Annotated in this window: 17 protein-coding genes; 10 read left to right on the top strand and 7 right to left on the bottom strand. The window is 57.0% G+C overall.

Features of this window, described 5'->3' with window-relative positions; translation table 11 throughout:
• Positions 1-272 precede the first annotated feature (272 nt).
• From GOW16_RS20050 to GOW16_RS20020, 7 genes are read left to right on the top strand one after another with little or no spacing between them, the layout of a single operon-like run.
• Positions 273-977, top strand: coding sequence for a response regulator transcription factor (locus tag GOW16_RS20050; protein ID WP_170418970.1), 705 nt, complete (start codon positions 273-275; stop codon positions 975-977).
• 32 nt (positions 978-1,009) lie between these two features.
• The gene (locus tag GOW16_RS20045) at positions 1,010-2,722 is read left to right on the top strand and encodes a sensor histidine kinase (protein ID WP_170418968.1); all 1,713 of its coding nucleotides are present in this window, start codon (positions 1,010-1,012) and stop codon (positions 2,720-2,722) included.
• A gap of 3 nt (positions 2,723-2,725) precedes the next feature.
• A complete protein-coding gene (locus GOW16_RS20040) occupies positions 2,726-3,196 on the top strand; it encodes an HPr kinase/phosphorylase (protein ID WP_170418966.1) in 471 nt (156 codons plus the stop codon).
• Positions 3,193-4,074 (top strand): RNase adapter RapZ, encoded by an 882-nt coding sequence (gene rapZ / locus GOW16_RS20035; protein WP_170418964.1) that lies wholly within the window; start codon positions 3,193-3,195, stop codon positions 4,072-4,074. The genes GOW16_RS20040 and rapZ overlap by 4 nt, the downstream gene beginning before the upstream one ends.
• Entirely contained in the window at positions 4,071-4,463 is a 393-nt protein-coding gene (locus GOW16_RS20030) for a PTS sugar transporter subunit IIA (protein WP_170418962.1), read from the top strand. Before rapZ ends, GOW16_RS20030 begins: the two co-directional genes overlap by 4 nt.
• A gap of 17 nt (positions 4,464-4,480) precedes the next feature.
• Positions 4,481-4,750, top strand: coding sequence for an HPr family phosphocarrier protein (locus GOW16_RS20025; protein ID WP_058273259.1), 270 nt, complete (start codon positions 4,481-4,483; stop codon positions 4,748-4,750).
• 39 nt (positions 4,751-4,789) lie between these two features.
• Positions 4,790-5,689 carry a lysophospholipid acyltransferase family protein gene (locus GOW16_RS20020; RefSeq protein WP_170418960.1) on the top strand — a complete coding sequence of 300 codons (900 nt, stop codon included), beginning with the start codon at positions 4,790-4,792 and terminating at the stop codon, positions 5,687-5,689.
• A gap of 72 nt (positions 5,690-5,761) precedes the next feature.
• Here GOW16_RS20020 and GOW16_RS20015 read toward each other — a convergent pair whose 3' ends face one another.
• Entirely contained in the window at positions 5,762-6,637 is an 876-nt protein-coding gene (locus GOW16_RS20015; protein WP_170418958.1) for a 3-hydroxybutyryl-CoA dehydrogenase, read from the bottom strand.
• A gap of 162 nt (positions 6,638-6,799) precedes the next feature.
• On the opposite strand from GOW16_RS20015, the gene GOW16_RS20010 reads away from it, so the two are divergent.
• The gene (locus GOW16_RS20010; RefSeq protein WP_254429859.1) at positions 6,800-7,621 is read left to right on the top strand and encodes a DUF6473 family protein; all 822 of its coding nucleotides are present in this window, start codon (positions 6,800-6,802) and stop codon (positions 7,619-7,621) included.
• A gap of 60 nt (positions 7,622-7,681) precedes the next feature.
• On the opposite strand, the gene GOW16_RS20005 is transcribed toward GOW16_RS20010, so the two are convergent.
• The 6 genes from GOW16_RS20005 to GOW16_RS19980 all read right to left on the bottom strand — a co-directional run bounded on the left by GOW16_RS20005 (position 7,682) and on the right by GOW16_RS19980 (position 11,916).
• Positions 7,682-8,611, bottom strand: coding sequence for an electron transfer flavoprotein subunit alpha/FixB family protein (locus tag GOW16_RS20005; protein ID WP_170418956.1), 930 nt, complete (start codon positions 8,609-8,611; stop codon positions 7,682-7,684).
• The gene (locus GOW16_RS20000; RefSeq protein WP_170418954.1) at positions 8,611-9,369 is read right to left on the bottom strand and encodes an electron transfer flavoprotein subunit beta/FixA family protein; all 759 of its coding nucleotides are present in this window, start codon (positions 9,367-9,369) and stop codon (positions 8,611-8,613) included. The genes GOW16_RS20005 and GOW16_RS20000 overlap by 1 nt, the downstream gene beginning before the upstream one ends.
• 181 nt (positions 9,370-9,550) lie before the next feature.
• Positions 9,551-10,123, bottom strand: a complete 573-nt coding sequence (locus GOW16_RS19995) for a cob(I)yrinic acid a,c-diamide adenosyltransferase (protein WP_170418951.1) — start codon at positions 10,121-10,123, stop codon at positions 9,551-9,553.
• Positions 10,124-10,327 carry a twin transmembrane helix small protein gene (locus tag GOW16_RS19990; RefSeq protein ID WP_113791296.1) on the bottom strand — a complete coding sequence of 68 codons (204 nt, stop codon included), beginning with the start codon at positions 10,325-10,327 and terminating at the stop codon, positions 10,124-10,126.
• Between the two features lie 80 nt (positions 10,328-10,407).
• On the bottom strand, positions 10,408-11,235 hold the full coding sequence (locus GOW16_RS19985) for an SDR family NAD(P)-dependent oxidoreductase (protein WP_170418949.1): 828 nt from the start codon (positions 11,233-11,235) through the stop codon (positions 10,408-10,410).
• A 69-nt stretch (positions 11,236-11,304) separates the two neighbouring features.
• Positions 11,305-11,916, bottom strand: coding sequence for an SH3 domain-containing protein (locus GOW16_RS19980; protein WP_254429858.1), 612 nt, complete (start codon positions 11,914-11,916; stop codon positions 11,305-11,307).
• Positions 11,917-12,116: 200 nt separating this feature from the next.
• On the opposite strand from GOW16_RS19980, the gene GOW16_RS19975 reads away from it, so the two are divergent.
• Together GOW16_RS19975 and GOW16_RS19970 are read left to right on the top strand one after the other, a co-directional pair.
• Positions 12,117-14,465 carry a DNA topoisomerase IV subunit A gene (locus GOW16_RS19975; RefSeq protein WP_170418947.1) on the top strand — a complete coding sequence of 783 codons (2,349 nt, stop codon included), beginning with the start codon at positions 12,117-12,119 and terminating at the stop codon, positions 14,463-14,465.
• Positions 14,466-14,564: 99 nt separating this feature from the next.
• Positions 14,565-15,158, top strand: a complete 594-nt coding sequence (locus GOW16_RS19970) for a hypothetical protein (RefSeq protein WP_170418945.1) — start codon at positions 14,565-14,567, stop codon at positions 15,156-15,158.
• The last annotated feature ends 168 nt before the right edge of the window (positions 15,159-15,326 follow it).

Genomic DNA, 15,326 nt, shown 5'->3' with positions numbered 1-15,326 from the left:
GCGGATGGGCGGGTCTTAACATGGTCGTTTGGGGCATGAACAGGACGGTTTGGCGCAGTTAGCGCAACCAAGTTAAAGTTTAGCGCCACCACTAATTTCTTGTCGGAAAACAAGGCGCTTTTCTGTGCGTATTAACGGCTTTTTTGCTGCATCAGTGTGACAACAATCGCACGATTCGTAGATACGGATTGATTCGCGGCCATAAAAACGACAAAGATACACTACTAATAAGCGAATTATTGCGTGAGTGAGCAGGAATAGGGGTTAACCCGATGTCGAAGATTGCATTGGTGGACGACGACAGAAATATTCTGACGTCCGTATCCATGACACTCGAAGCCGAAGGGTTCGAGGTCGAGACTTATAATGATGGACAGGCAGCGCTGGACGCTTTCAACAAGAAACTGCCAGATATGGCAGTTCTGGATATCAAGATGCCGCGGATGGACGGGATGGACCTGTTGCAGCGGCTACGCCAAAAGACCCAGATGCCGGTGATTTTCCTTACCTCCAAGGATGATGAGATTGATGAGGTTCTCGGCCTGCGCATGGGTGCGGACGACTACGTCAAGAAACCCTTTTCTCAGCGTCTTCTGGTCGAACGGATCCGCGCGCTGCTGCGCCGACAGGAGGCGACCTCGGGTGAGGTGACGACATCTGGTGCCGGTGATGCCAAGGTTATGGAACGCGGCGATCTGCGGATGGATCCCCTGCGCCATGCGGTCAGCTGGAAGGGCTCGGACGTTTCTTTGACCGTGACTGAATTCCTGTTGTTGCAAGCGTTGGCCCAGCGACCGGGCTTTGTCAAAAGTCGCGATCAATTGATGGATGTGGCCTATGACGATCAGGTCTATGTCGACGACCGGACGATCGACAGCCATATTAAGCGACTGCGCAAGAAAATGCGCGCCGCAGATCCCGAGTTTTCGGCGATCGAAACACTGTACGGCATTGGGTACAGATACAACGAAGAATAGGCGTGGCCAAATACTAGGGGTAACCGGGTCTCGTGCGCGATACTGAACAAGCCAGCGAATTGCGGGACGGTGATGTCGTTCTGGGGGATGATTGGGTCATCCCGCAGGATCCTGAGTCTGCTGAACTTCGGGGATCGCGCCGCCGCCGCGGCCTGTTTGCAATGCGCGGCTCGCCGCTTGCGCGCAAGATCATCACCCTCAACCTGATCGCTTTGGTGACCCTGGTCACCGGGTTGCTGTATCTTGACGATTCCAGAGATGAGCAGGTGAAGCAGACTGCGCGCAACCTGATCGGCGACGCGCAACTGGTCAGCAATGTGTTCGAAGCGCAACTGCGCCAATCGTCGTCTGGTCAATCGCAGGACGCCAGCGTTCTGGACGTGAAAGACACGCTGGCCGGGCTTACCTTGTCCGAAGGGGGCGAAGTCTTTGTCTATGACGCCAGCGGTACTCTGATTGGATGGGCGCGCGGCGCTGCATCTGAACAGGCCGCTCTGATGGCGTCCGAGTCCGAGATTCAGACCGGCAGTACCTTGATCAGCGACGCCTTGAACGCCGTTTGGACAGGCTTGTCGCGCGTTTTCACAGGCGCGGAACCCAGCGAAGCCCCCACGCTGGCACAACGGGTTCAGACCATAGTTCCCGGTGCATTGCAGGGGCAGATGCAGGTGCAGGCTGTCAAGGACGACTTTGGCGAGACGGTCATTGTCGCAGCCGCCCCGATCCTGCAAGATGGCGTTGCTGTGGGGGCTGTTGCCATGGCTGGTCCGTCCGGTGAAATTGACGCTCTCGCCCGCCGCGAACAGGAACGTATTCTTCAGATGTTTATTGTCGCGCTTCTTGTGTCAATTGGGCTTAGCCTCGTTCTTGCTTCAACCATCGCCAACCCGTTGGCTGATCTGGCTGCAGCCGCCGAACTGGGCAAGGACCGGGGCGCAGGCGTGAACCCCGGCCGCATCCGCATACCTGACCTGACCGCACGGCCGGATGAAATCGGCCTGCTCAGCCGCGCGCTTCGGGGCATGGTGACAGCGCTGTACAACAGAATTGATGCCAACGAACAGTTCGCAGCTGATGTCGCACATGAGATCAAGAACCCCCTGGCCAGCCTTCAGTCTGCTGTGGGCACGCTACGGATGGTCACTCGGGAAGACCAGCGCGAGAAACTACTGGGCGTGATCGAACATGATGTTCGTCGTTTGGACCGTCTGGTCAGCGATATTTCGAATGCGTCTCGTCTGGATGCTGAACTGGTCAAGGAAGAAGAACAGCCCTTTGATCTGTTGAAGTTGGTTGGCAATATCAGCCAGTATCTGGGTGAAGATGCGCGGGCAAAAGGCATCGACTATATTACCGATCTTCCATCCAACCCCATCATCATCAACGGGCTGGAGGCGCGGCTGGCGCAGGTCTTTGTCAATCTGATCACCAACGCTATCTCGTTCTGTGAAGAAAGCGATGCGATCCGCGTCTGGGTCCGGCGACGTGAAAACAGGGTGCTGGTCGTGGTCGAAGACACAGGTCCCGGTATTCCGGAACAGGCGTTGACCAAGGTCTTCAAAAGGTTCTATTCGCAACGTCCGGCCGAGCATTTCGGGAACAATTCAGGCCTTGGGCTGGCAATCTCAAAACAGATTGTCGAAGCGCATGGCGGTGTGATCTGGGCCGAAAACATTCGCCCGACCGACGCCGACATCACTTCGGATCCGCTGGGTGCACGTTTTGTCGTCGGGTTGCCTGTGTAAGTTATGAACGCCCCAACAATCTATGATCTGGAAAATCAGGATAGTGCTATAATCCACGCCAGCTGTGTTGCTGTTAGTGGGCGGGGTCTGCTGATTGTCGGGGCGTCAGGGGCAGGCAAGTCCGGGTTGGCCTTACAGATGATCGCTTTGGGCGCTGAACTTATCGGTGATGACCGCATTGCATTGCACAATAACGGCGGTGAGGTGACGGCTGATGCGGCCCCAAACATCCGCGGGATCATCGAAGCACGGGGAATCGGATTATTGCGCGCGTCATCGGTGGGGCCAGTAGGTTTGCGCTATGTGGTGGATCTGGACCAACAGGAAGAAACGCGATTGCCGGATCCGTTCTCGATCCGAACCCTGGGGCAAACCGTTCCCTTGCTTCGCGGGCAAGGCGTACCCAATTTAGCTTCGGCATTGATGCAACTGATGAAAATGGGGCGCGTGAACCCGGAATGGCCGAACAAATGACGCATCAACGACGCATTGTATTGGTGACGGGCCCCTCGGGTGCAGGGCGATCGACTGCGATCCGTGTGCTTGAAGATTTAGGGTTTGAAGCCATCGACAATCTGCCGATGGGCCTCTTGATGCGCCTTCTGAAAGACCCCTCAAATGATCGCCCAATGGCCCTAGGCATAGATGCACGCAACCGTGACTTTTCCACGATTGGGTTTATTGAACTGGCTAGTCATCTGCAGCTTTTGGAGTACGTTGATCTGACGGTGCTCTACCTCGATTGCAGAGATGAAATCCTGCTGCGGCGGTTCTCGGAAACCCGCAGGCGTCACCCCGTCGCGGCTGAGGCCGGGCCAGAAACCGGTGTGCGCCAGGAAAAAGAGTTGCTGGCCCCGATCCGCGAAATCGCCGATACCCTGATCGACACCAGCACTTTGAATGTCCATCAACTGCGCGAAGAGGTCGAGCGTTGGTTTGCTCCAAAAGGCGGGAGACATCTGGCGGTGTCGATCCAATCGTTTTCATACAAACGCGGCTTGCCACGTGGGCTGGACATGGTGTTTGACTGCCGGTTTCTGGCCAATCCCTATTGGCGGCCGGAATTGCGCGCAGAAGATGGTCGAAACCCGGATGTCGCGCACTATGTTCAGTCTGACGCGAATTACGCGCCATTCTTCGACCGCGTTGTCGATCTGCTGAATTTGCTGCTTCCGGCGTTTCGCGCTGAAGGCAAAGCACACCTCTCGGTGGCCTTCGGGTGTACCGGAGGACAACACAGATCGGTCACAACTGCAGAAGCGGTCGCAAAGGCCCTTGCAGAGGAGGGGCAGCAAGTGGCAATTAGGCACCGCGAAATAGAACGTCGATCGTTGAATGAGAGGCCGGATTGATCGGGATCGTACTCGTAGCACATGGCGGGCTGGCTCAGGAGTACCTGGCCGCGATGCAGCATGTGGTCGGAAAGCAACCGGGCCTGGCTGCAATCTCGATCGAGGCTGACCACGATCGAGAAGCCAAGCAGTCGGAAATCTGCAGCGCCGCAGACGGTGTCGATGTCGGGGATGGCGTGGTCGTTGTCACAGATCTGTTCGGCGGCAGCCCGTCGAATCTGAGTCTCAAGGCCTGCACGCCACAGGATCGCCGTATCCTTTACGGTGCAAATCTGCCTATGCTGATAAAATTGGCCAAAAGTCGCCACCTGCCGATCGGGGATGCGGTCCGGCGGGCGTTGGAGGCTGGACGTAAGTATATCAATGCCCAAAATGTGACGTTGGATTAAGACCGGATTGATTAAGAATGACCAACCGAAGCTTGAAAATAATCAATGAAAAAGGTCTGCACGCCCGCGCCTCGGCTAAGCTGGTCGAGGTGGTCGAAGGGTTTGACGCGCAGGCAGAGGTGTCCAAAGACGGACTTTCTGCATCGGGGGACAGTATCATGGGTCTTTTGATGTTGGCAGCATCTCGCGGAACGACTATTGACGTCGAGACGTCCGGACCGGATGCTGAGGCGTTGGCTGATGCATTGGAAACCCTTGTGAACGGCAAGTTCGGGGAAGGGTTCTGATCCTACCGGTCGCGATACGAAGAACGGGAAGACCAGGAATTGGCGGAAACGACGCACGAGACCAAGACAGGCCCGGTGGTGGATGGGACGGAAGATCAGGGCGAAATCTACGATCGTAGAACCCTGACCTATGCGAACTCGTTCGACGATGCCTGGACGTCTACAGCCATCCGCGCCATTGAATGGTGTACGGGTAAACTGACCATTTTGCGGATGGTCAACAAGTTCGAAAAAAAGAACGAATACTATCGTGGTCAAAGGTTCTGGGGCGGCGCGCTTGAGGTCATGGGTATCAACCTGACTACTCCGCAGGAACAGTATGCGAATATCCCGAAAGAAGGCCCTGTGGTGGTTGTTGCCAACCACCCGCATGGCATGGTCGACGGTATGATTCTGGCCGAACTGATCGGGCAGGTTCGTAGTGATTACCGTATTCTGACCCGCTCGGTCCTGACCGGGCTGGATGAGGCGGCGACCTCATTCATGATTCCGGTTCCCTTTCCACACGACCCCGAAGCGCAAACCAAAATGCTCGAGATGCGCGGCAAGGCAATGGAACATCTGAAAGACGGTGGCGTTGTTGCGCTGTTCCCGTCAGGTGTGGTGATGTCCTCAGACGATTGGTTTGGTCCTGCGCAAGAGCAGGAATGGAACGTGTTTACCGCCAAAATGATCCGCCGGTCCGGCGCGCGCGTGGTTCCGATTTTCTTCCCCGGCAGCAACTCGCGCGCCTATCAGATCGCCAACAAGATTTCTCCGATCCTACGGCAAGGTCTGTTGCTGCACGAAATTGTCCGTTCCTGCAACAAACCGCAGTCGCCTGTGATTGGCGCGCCGATCTCGGACGAAAACATGCAACTTCTGGAACGTGATCCGCGTGGCTTCATGGCCTGGCTTAGAAAGCACACAATGGCACTCGGGCAAACACTCAAGCCCTGATCCGCTCATCATCTGGCAAAAAATATCTCGGGGGTGAGCCCGGATGAAATCCGGGCGAGGGGGCTGGCCCCCTTAGCGCGTCGGGACCGGAGTTTCGCCTCTGTAGTCGTAAAACCCGCGTTCGGTCTTGCGCCCCAACCAACCGGCTTCGACATATTTTGTCAGCAACGGGCAGGGCCGGTACTTGGTATCCGCCAACCCGTCATGCAGCACGTTCATGATTGCTAGACAAGTGTCCAAACCAATGAAATCCGCCAGTTCCAGCGGACCCATCGGGTGGTTCGCGCCTAACCGCATTGACTGGTCGATGGATTGTACGCTGCCAACACCTTCGTACAGGGTGTAAACAGCCTCATTGATCATCGGCATCAAAATCCGGTTCACGATAAAGGCGGGGAAATCCTCTGCGCTGGCGGCGGTCTTGCCCAGACGATCCACGACAGCTTTGCAAGACTTAAAAGTCTCTTCATCGGTGGCAATGCCCCGGATCAGCTCGACCAGTTGCATCACAGGCACTGGGTTCATGAAGTGGAACCCCATGAACCGCTCGGGCCGGTCCGTTCGGCTGGCAAGTCGGGTGATCGAGATCGAGGATGTATTGGATGTCAGAATCGTATGCGGCAGAAGATGCGGCTGCAGGTCTTCAAAAATCGCCTGCTTTATCGCTTCCCTCTCGGTTGCGGCTTCAATCACCAGGTCGGTCTGACCAAGTCGGGGCAGTTCCAGTGTCGTCTTGATCCGATTTAATGCGGCTTGCATCGCCTCGTCCGAGATTTTGCCCTTTGACGCCTGACGGGCCAGATTGCCTTCAATCGTCGCCACGGCGCCGTCCAGCGCGTCCTGCGAGACATCGTTCAGCAGAACGTCATATTCCGCCAGCGCCAGAACATGGGCAATGCCATTGCCCATCTGACCTGCGCCAATCACTCCGACCGATTTTACATCCATGTTCAGGTGCCTTTGTGTCTCAGGATACGGCGACAGTATCGGCAGATCAGGGTGGGCGGCAAGGGGATCAAGCCGCTCGAATTTGCTTCAAATGCGCACATTAGGAATTTCTCAAGATTTGCGGCTGCAAGATGGCAACCGGGTGAAAAATGGGTGAGTGATATGAGCTATCAACAGACAGGCTCGGGGGGACCCGGGCATGAGGTATGCCAGTATGACGGGTCGCGACTGTGGTTTCGCGGTACACGGCGTGTTCTTGATCAACCCTACGTGGCCTGCGTTGGCGGAGATGAGACATTCGGGCGATTCGTCGAACGGCCATTTTCTGCGATTCTTGAAGACAGGCTCGAACGGCGCGTTTTGAACTTTGGATGCCTGTTCAGCGGCGTCGACGCGCTGTGTCATGACAATGGGCTGCGCGATATGTTGAACGGCGCAGATCTGTGCGTCGTACAGGCACCGGGGCTTCTTGGGCAATCGAACCACTTCTACCGCGTTCATCCCAGGCGCAACGATCGCTTTCTGGCACCGACGGAAGATTTGATCCGCCTTTTTCCGGAAATCGACTTTACCGAGGTGCATTTCGTGCGCCACCTGATGACCTCTCTAAACAAGCTTCGCGATTCACGCCTCGAAGTCGTTTTGGACGAGTTGCGTCGAAACTGGTTGCGGCAAGTCGTTGGGTTTCTGCAAGATTTGGAAACTCCAGTAATTTTCTTGCGACTGCAGGTTATTCGAAAAGCACTAGGTGAACAGCCTTCGGACATCGCAGACGTCGAAATAACGGATCAGATGATTAAGTCCGTCGGCCAATTCTGCAACGATATCGTGGACGTCAATACACAGGTGTGCGGCCAGTCTGACGAGATTGAGGATATGCTGTTTGGCACATTACAACAGCCGATGGCAGAACACATGATTGGCCCCGCCGCGCATCGGTCGATTGCGGGGGCCTTGATGGGACCAATACGCAACTTGCATTGAAAAAGGCCCGCCAGTTGGCGGGCCTTTTCAGATTCTTCGACGAAAAAGCTTTGCTTTAGATCAGCCGAGTTTCTCGGTCAGTTCCGGTACCGCCTGGAACAGGTCGGCGACCAGTCCGAAGTCTGCGACCTGGAAGATCGGCGCTTCTTCGTCCTTGTTGATCGCAACGATCACTTTCGAGTCTTTCATACCAGCAAGGTGCTGGATCGCGCCCGAGATGCCGACGGCGACATACAGGTCAGGTGCAACGACTTTACCGGTCTGACCCACCTGCCAGTCGTTCGGGGCATAGCCCGAGTCAACGGCGGCGCGCGAGGCACCAACAGCTGCGCCCAGCTTGTCAGCCAAACCTTCGATCAGTTTGAAGTCCTCTTCCGAGCCGACACCACGGCCGCCCGAGACAACAACGCCAGCCGAGGTCAATTCCGGACGGTCGCTTTCAGCAACCTTGTCCTCGACCCACGACGACAGACCAGGATTGTCGCCAACCGAGATGGTCTCAACCGCAGCCGAGCCGCCTTCGCCCGCCGCATCAAAGGACGCGGTACGGAAGGTGACGACTTTCTTGGCGTCGTTCGATTTCACGGTCTGGATCGCGTTACCCGCATAGATCGGACGCTCGAAGGTCGAGCCGTCAACCACGCCAGATGCATCCGAGATCACCATCGCGTCCAGCAGGGCTGCAACGCGCGGCATCACGTTCTTGGCGTCGGTGGTGGCAGGCGCAACAATGTGCTCATAACCATCGGCCAGACCCACGATCAGGGCTGCAGTCGATTCCGCCAGGCGGTGACCCAGCGATGCATCTTCGGCAATCAGAACCTTGGAGACACCGTCGATCTTGGCGGCGGCCTCACCGGCAGCAGCTGCGGAACCGCCAGCGGCCAGAACGGTCACGTCACCCAGACCTTTTGCGGCGGTGACAGCCTTGGCGGTGGCGTCCAGCGCCAGTTCGCCGTTGTTGACTTCTGCGAGAAGAAGAACAGCCATTACACAGCCCCCGCTTCTTTGAGTTTCTCGACCAGCTCATCAACCGAGCCTACGATGATACCGGCGGCACGTGCCGGCGGCTCTTCGGTCTTGACGATTTCCAGACGCGGCGTGACATCGACGCCGTAATCGGCGGCGGTTTTCTCGTCCAGCGGCTTTTTCTTCGCCTTCATGATGTTCGGCAGCGACGCATAGCGCGGCTCGTTCAGGCGCAGGTCAACGGTCACGATGGTCGGCATCTTGACGCTGATGGTCTGCAGACCGCCGTCCACCTCACGGGTGATCTTGGCGCTGTCGCCTTCGATGTCGACTTCGGACGCAAAGGTGCCCTGCGACCAGCCCAGCAGGGCCGACAGCATTTGACCGGTGGCGTTCATGTCGTTGTCGATTGCCTGCTTGCCGGCCAGAACCAGACCGGGCTGCTCTTCCTCGACCACTTTGGCCAGGATCTTGGCAACGGCCAGAGGTTCGATGTCGGTGTGCACGTCATCGGCTGCAACAACCAGGATCGCGCGGTCGGCGCCCATGGCCAGCGCGGTCCGCAGGGTTTCCTGCGCCTGCTTCACGCCGATCGAAACCGCAACGACTTCATCAGCCTTGCCCGCTTCTTTCAGACGAATCGCTTCTTCAACAGCAATCTCGTCGAACGGGTTCATCGACATTTTAACATTGGCGAGATCGACACCGCTGCCGTCCGCTTTGACGCGGACCTTCACGTTGTAGTCAATCACGCGTTTGACAGGCACGAGTACCTTCATTTTGCGCTTGCTCCTCACAAAAAATGGTAAGCCGCGTTGCGACTCCACCAATGCTCTCGGACGACTGAATAACGTCTCAATTCGCGCTGCAACAGAGCAAAATCGTCACGTCATGAACTTGAGACGTCGCGTTTCGTGTATTTTGACGCAACGAAGTGAAACTTTATTGCTTTGAATGCGCTCAGCGGTTGGCGCCCGGTACCCACAAAACGTCAGCGGTGCCATTCTCGTTGGCACAGCGGGCAGCGACAAAAAACCAGTCGCTCAGGCGGTTGAGGTATTTTACCGCGACCTCGTTTACGGGTTCCATGTTGGTCAGCTCTACCGCCAAACGCTCGGCACGGCGGGATACGGTTCTGCAGACATGCAGGTGCGCGGCAAGACGCGATCCGCCAGGCAGGATGAAGCTGCGTAGCGGCTCCAGCGTTTCATTCATAACATCGATTTCGGCTTCCAACCGATCGATCTGCGATGCGACGATGCGCAGGGGCGGGTAATCAGCCTCAGCGTCTTTTTCCATATCGGGGCGACAGAAATCTGCGCCCAGATCGAACAGGTCGTTCTGAATGCGCGCTAGCGCGGCATCGACTTCGCCCTCCGCCTCGGTCCGCGCAACGCCGACAAAGGCGTTCAGTTCGTCAACGGTGCCATAGGCTGCCACACGACCCGAGTATTTGGCGACACGTTCCCCGTTGCCCAGCGCTGTTTTTCCGTCATCACCGGTGCGCGTGTAGATCTTGTTCAGAACGACCATTTATTGAACTCCTTGTCCGCGCAAGTAGACGTAGAGCACGATCAGCACTACGGCAATGAACTGAAACAGGATGCGCAGGCGCATCATCTTGTTGCTTTTCATCGCAGCGGCTTTGCCGCTTTTGCCGAAATTGGAGATGCCGATCGCCAGCACGACGACGACCGCCGCCATGGCCAACAGCAAAATGACCATTAAAAGGTCCATAAGCACACCGTCCGCGTTTCTTGTTTCGTTGGGCTATCATCTAGCCTCATGCGCTTGAAAAGCGAACGGGTAATTTCGCCTCAGACGTCCGACAGAATGCGGTCGATGGTGCGGGTGGGCAAAAGGCGGCGCAGGTAGCCGGCGATATAGGTCGGTGTCGTGACATAGTAACGTGCGCGCGGCCTTTTGGATTCGACCGCATGGGCCAGCTTTTCTGTTACCGCAGATGCAGGCAGTTCGAAACGATCTGGTCCCGAGGATTCATACAGTCTTTTCAAAAGCGAAGACTCGTATTTTTCCCTCAGGGCCGAGTTTTCCCAATTGATGAAACGTTCGAAGAAGGGGATCGAATTCTCACGAATTTTCGACGTGATCGGACCTGGTTCAATCAGGATGGCCTTGATGTTTGTCCCGGCCAGCTCCAGGCGCATAGTGTCGGTCAGACCTTCGATGGCGTATTTCGTTGCCACATAGGCACCGCGCCAGGGGAAGGCCACAAACCCCAGAACCGACGAGTTCTGAACGATTCGCCCATGTCCCTGCGCCCGCATGACGGGAATCACCAGCCGGGTCAGTTCATGCCACCCAAAGAAGTTGGCCTCGAATATCACGCGCAGGCCATCTGTCGGCAAATCCTCGACCGCGCCGGGCAGGCCATGGGCACCGTTGTTGAACAACGCGTCCAAAGTGCCCCCGGTGGCTTCAAGCACTTCGGTCAGGCCCGAGGCGATGCTGGCGGCGTCGGTATAGTCGATGCGAGGGCTTTCAAATCCCTGCGCCCGCAGCCGGTCGCAATCGCGCTGCTGGCGGCAAGATGCAAAGACGCGCCAGCCGCGCGCACGCATACCGTGTGCCGCATCCAGACCAATGCCGGACGAGCAGCCGGTGATAAGAATGGTTTTCTGCATGATTTTCCTGACCTTCAATTCAGGCTAAAACTATTGCCAGGTGAGGGGCAGGACAATGACGGTGCAGCGTCAGTTTTGAATTTTTCGAACCAATGAGGCTGAAATCCAACCGACCTGTTGCGCGGGCAACACGCGCAGGCGCAGCCAACCGGTTCCGGATTCGCTCAGTACTTCAACCTTCTGTCCGATGGTCGCTTTGCCGACAATTGGGTAGATGGTGCCAGGCCCATCGCGCATATTCACCCGCGTTCCCGAGATTTCGCGGATGTCCTTTTCCGGTTCGGGAATCACGGTTGCATCAGATGTTTCAGGCAGGGGCGCATCGGCGGTCTGACGTAGTCCGGCCACACCATCTTCCAGCGAGGCAAGCGTGATGCTCGCGCTCTGATCATCGAATACCGAGATGCCTGACAGCGCCTGAAGGCTGGCAGGTTCGGCCACGATCTGCACGATCTCTTCGGTGTCGGGTTGTGGCTGCGCACGCGCTGACGGTGTACGCACGGCAACGTTTGTCACAAGCTCTTCAACCCGAGCGGGTGCGACGGTCGCAGGTTTTGAAACAGAAGCGACGCGGGCAGGTTGATCGCTCCGCATTCCGCGCGGTTCAAAATTGGGCCCGCCGCTCATTACATAAAAACACCAGCCAAGTGCGGCGAAAGTCAAAACAATAAGGCGCGTCATGGCGCATCCCCCGGCAATCGTTAGGTACAAGAAATAGGCAGCAGTCTAATGAAGACAGCCTATCATATTTCGCGCCTCGTGTCGAAAAACCGGGGAAATCCGGGACTTATCTCCCCCTGTTGCAAAAAGCGCGACTTGTCCCCAGCAAAATGCGCTCAGCTTGCTTTACCAGCGCGCTCTTGCGGCGTATCACATCATATATGAACGATACGATCGACGACCCCAATATGGAGGCCCCCGACAACGGGGGCGAGGTAGCGGAACCACTGCGCCGCGCAATTGGCGAACGCTATCTGACCTATGCGCTGTCCACCATCATGCACCGGGCCTTGCCTGACGCGCGCGACGGGTTGAAGCCGGTACACCGGCGAATCCTTTATGCGATGCGCGAGCTGCGACTGAACGCAACGGGCGGGTTCCGTAAGTCGGCGAAGATTTCCGGCGACGTGATGGGTAACTATCACCCGCACGGTGACGCTGCGATTTATGATGCGATGGCGCGCCTGGCGCAGGACTTCAACGTCCGTTATCCGCTGGTTGACGGGCAGGGGAACTTTGGCAACATCGACGGCGATAACCCGGCGGCCTCACGCTATACCGAGGCGCGGATGACCATCGTAGCCGAGGCCCTGCTGGAAGGTCTGAACGAGGACGCCGTTGATTTCCGTGACAACTATGATGGCACCCTGACCGAGCCGGTTGTGCTGCCGGCACAGTTCCCGAACCTGCTGGCCAATGGCTCCAGCGGGATCGCGGTGGGGATGGCGACGAATATTCCGCCGCATAACATTGCCGAGCTGTGCGATGCTTGCCTGCATCTGATCAAGACGCCCGACGCACGCGACGACACCCTGCTGAACTACGTGCCCGGCCCGGATTTCCCGACCGGTGGCGTGATCGTCGAGCCGCCCGAGAACATCGCGCAGGCCTATCGTACCGGACGAGGCTCGTTCCGTCTTCGCTGTAAGTTCGAGGTTGAAGATCTGGGCCGGGGTCAATGGCAGATCGTTGTCACCGAAATTCCCTATCAGGTTCAGAAATCCAAGCTGATCGAAAAGATCGCCGAGCTAATCCAGACCAAGAAGATTCCGATACTCGCCGATGTGCGAGACGAATCCGCCGATGACATCCGCCTGATCCTTGAGCCGCGTTCGAAAAACGTGGACCCCGAGGTGCTGATGGGCATGCTCTATCGCAACTCGGATCTTGAGGTTCGGTTTAGCCTGAACATGAACGTGCTGATCGACGGGGTGACGCCCAAGGTCTGCTCGATGAAGGAAGTGCTGCGCGCCTTCCTAGATCACAGGCAAGAGGTGCTGCTGCGCCGTTCGCGTCACCGTATGGCCAAGATCGACCACCGGTTGGAGGTCTTGGAGGGCTTTATCGTCGCCTTCCTGAACCTCGACCGTGTAATCGACATCATCCGCTACGACGAGGACCCCAAAGCCGCGCTGATGCGCGAGGATTGGGGTATCGACCATGTCCGCGCCACCAGTGAGGCCGACTATGTTTCGCCCAAGCCGGGCGAGGGTGAGCTGTCCGAGGTTCAGGTCGATGCGATCCTTAACATGCGCCTACGCAGCCTGCGGCGTCTCGAAGAAATGGAGCTAGTCCGCGAACGCGACGAATTGATGCTGGAGCGTGCCAATCTTGAAGACCTGCTGGCCGATCCGTCCCTGCAATGGGCAAAAATCTCAGAGCAGTTGAAAGAAACCAAAAAGACATTCGGTAAAGACTACGAGGGTGGCGCACGCCGGACACAGTTTGCCGAAGCCGGGCAGGTCGAGGAAGTTCCGCTGGAGGCGATGATCGACCGCGAACCAATTACGGTCGTGTGCTCTCAGATGGGTTGGATCCGCGCAATGACTGGTCATATCGACCTCAAGCGCGAGTTGAAGTTCAAGGATGGAGACGGGCCACGATTCATCTTCCATGCCGAAACCACTGACCGTCTGCTGGTGTTTGCTTCGAATGGTCGTTTCTACACGGTCAGTGCTGCGAATCTACCCGGCGGGCGGGGCATGGGCGAGCCGCTACGACTGATGGTCGATTTGCCGAATGAGGCCCAGATCATCGACATCTTAATTCACAAGCCGGGACGCAAGCTGTTGGTGGCCTCTGATGCGGGCAACGGCTTTATGGTGCCCGAGGACGACGTGCTGGCGCAGACTCGCAATGGCAAACAGGTGCTGAACGTCAAGGGTGACGAGACCGCGATGATCTGTAAGCCGGTTTCAGGTGACCACGTCGCAGTGGTGTCCCAAAATGGCAAATTCCTTGTGTTCCCAGTGGATGAGCTGCCGGAAATGGGCCGCGGTAAGGGTGTGCGCCTGCAAAAATACAATATGGCACGCGGCCGGCAGGGGACGCTGGAACTGGACGGCGGCTTGTCCGACATCACCACCTTTAATTGGGAAGAGGGCCTCAAATGGTCCATGGGTGGCGAGAAAACCCGGCACGAGGCGGACATGTCTCAGTGGCTGGCCAAACGGGCCAGCGTGGGCAAAAAGCCACCCTATGGTTTCCCGCGCGACTATAAATTCTCGTGAGCAAGCCGCGCTTGCGGGTGGATTTCTGCCGATACCGCTTGGCACAGGCCGTATCGGTGCGCTAGATCAAAGAAAAACAGGCCTATCGAGACGAGAGACATGTTGCGCATATTGACCCTGATTACCGGACTGGCCCTGACGGGCGCATGCACGCAGACGCAGCTTTATGAAGAGCCTGAGTCACTGGGCGAATTCAAACTGCGCGTCAACTATGCCTTTGCCGAAAAGGCCCGGCAGGGTCCGGTATCGCGGGACGCGACTCCCGAAGAGTGGGAAGACGCCATTCAGAACGCTGTGGATATCCGGCTTGGCCGCTATGAGGGCGCGCAGGAATATGACATAGGGATCAGCCTTGAAGGCTATATGCTGGCCCCTCCGGGTGTCCCGGTGATCTATAATCCCAAAAGCACGGCAATCGTTCTGGTAAACGTTTATGACGTGCGCAAAAAAGAGTTTCTGGCCAAGGGCAAGCAATTCCAGGTTCTGGAAGACACGACTGGTGAAAGCGCCCTGACGGGATCTGGAAATACCCGCACCAGAGAAGAACAGATGGACGGTCTGGCCCTCAAGGTAGCCGACCGCGTGGAAGAATGGTTGGCCGAGGAACACAAGGACAATGGCTGGTTTGATCGGCGTCCGGACCTGATTCAGCCGTTGGATTCCGTCGAGGTTACGCAAAATCCGGCGTCCTAAAGACCTTTTAACGCAGGATGTGCTTGATTTTCCCCTTTGAACCAAATATCTCGCGCGCGCAGATGTAACCACGGGACCAAGGGTCCCCCAAATCGCAAAAGGGCGCCTGAGGAATGGCAAAGGAAAAGTTTGAGCGTACAAAACCGCACGTCAACATCGGCACGATTG

Origin of the sequence: Ruegeria atlantica, from assembly GCF_013033965.1 — a bacterium.
GTDB classification, from domain to species: Bacteria; Pseudomonadota; Alphaproteobacteria; order Rhodobacterales; family Rhodobacteraceae; genus Ruegeria; species Ruegeria atlantica_D.
Note: the sequence above shows the minus strand (reverse complement) of the source record. Positions and strands in the feature narration are given on the sequence as shown.

Coding starts and splice junctions, on each gene's coding strand:
- GOW16_RS19990 (WP_113791296.1), bottom strand. CDS start 10,327: ATGGACCTTTTAATGGTCATTTTGCTGTTGGCCATGGCGGCGGTCGTC.
- rapZ (WP_170418964.1), top strand. CDS start 3,193: ATGACGCATCAACGACGCATTGTATTGGTGACGGGCCCCTCGGGTGCA.
- GOW16_RS19970 (WP_170418945.1), top strand. CDS start 14,565: ATGTTGCGCATATTGACCCTGATTACCGGACTGGCCCTGACGGGCGCA.
- GOW16_RS19995 (WP_170418951.1), bottom strand. CDS start 10,123: ATGGTCGTTCTGAACAAGATCTACACGCGCACCGGTGATGACGGAAAA.
- GOW16_RS19975 (WP_170418947.1), top strand. CDS start 12,117: ATGAACGATACGATCGACGACCCCAATATGGAGGCCCCCGACAACGGG.
- GOW16_RS19985 (WP_170418949.1), bottom strand. CDS start 11,235: ATGCAGAAAACCATTCTTATCACCGGCTGCTCGTCCGGCATTGGTCTG.
- GOW16_RS20010 (WP_254429859.1), top strand. CDS start 6,800: ATGAGCTATCAACAGACAGGCTCGGGGGGACCCGGGCATGAGGTATGC.
- GOW16_RS19980 (WP_254429858.1), bottom strand. CDS start 11,916: ATGACGCGCCTTATTGTTTTGACTTTCGCCGCACTTGGCTGGTGTTTT.
- GOW16_RS20000 (WP_170418954.1), bottom strand. CDS start 9,369: ATGAAGGTACTCGTGCCTGTCAAACGCGTGATTGACTACAACGTGAAG.
- GOW16_RS20015 (WP_170418958.1), bottom strand. CDS start 6,637: ATGGATGTAAAATCGGTCGGAGTGATTGGCGCAGGTCAGATGGGCAAT.
- GOW16_RS20025 (WP_058273259.1), top strand. CDS start 4,481: ATGACCAACCGAAGCTTGAAAATAATCAATGAAAAAGGTCTGCACGCC.
- GOW16_RS20005 (WP_170418956.1), bottom strand. CDS start 8,611: ATGGCTGTTCTTCTTCTCGCAGAAGTCAACAACGGCGAACTGGCGCTG.
- GOW16_RS20050 (WP_170418970.1), top strand. CDS start 273: ATGTCGAAGATTGCATTGGTGGACGACGACAGAAATATTCTGACGTCC.
- GOW16_RS20040 (WP_170418966.1), top strand. CDS start 2,726: ATGAACGCCCCAACAATCTATGATCTGGAAAATCAGGATAGTGCTATA.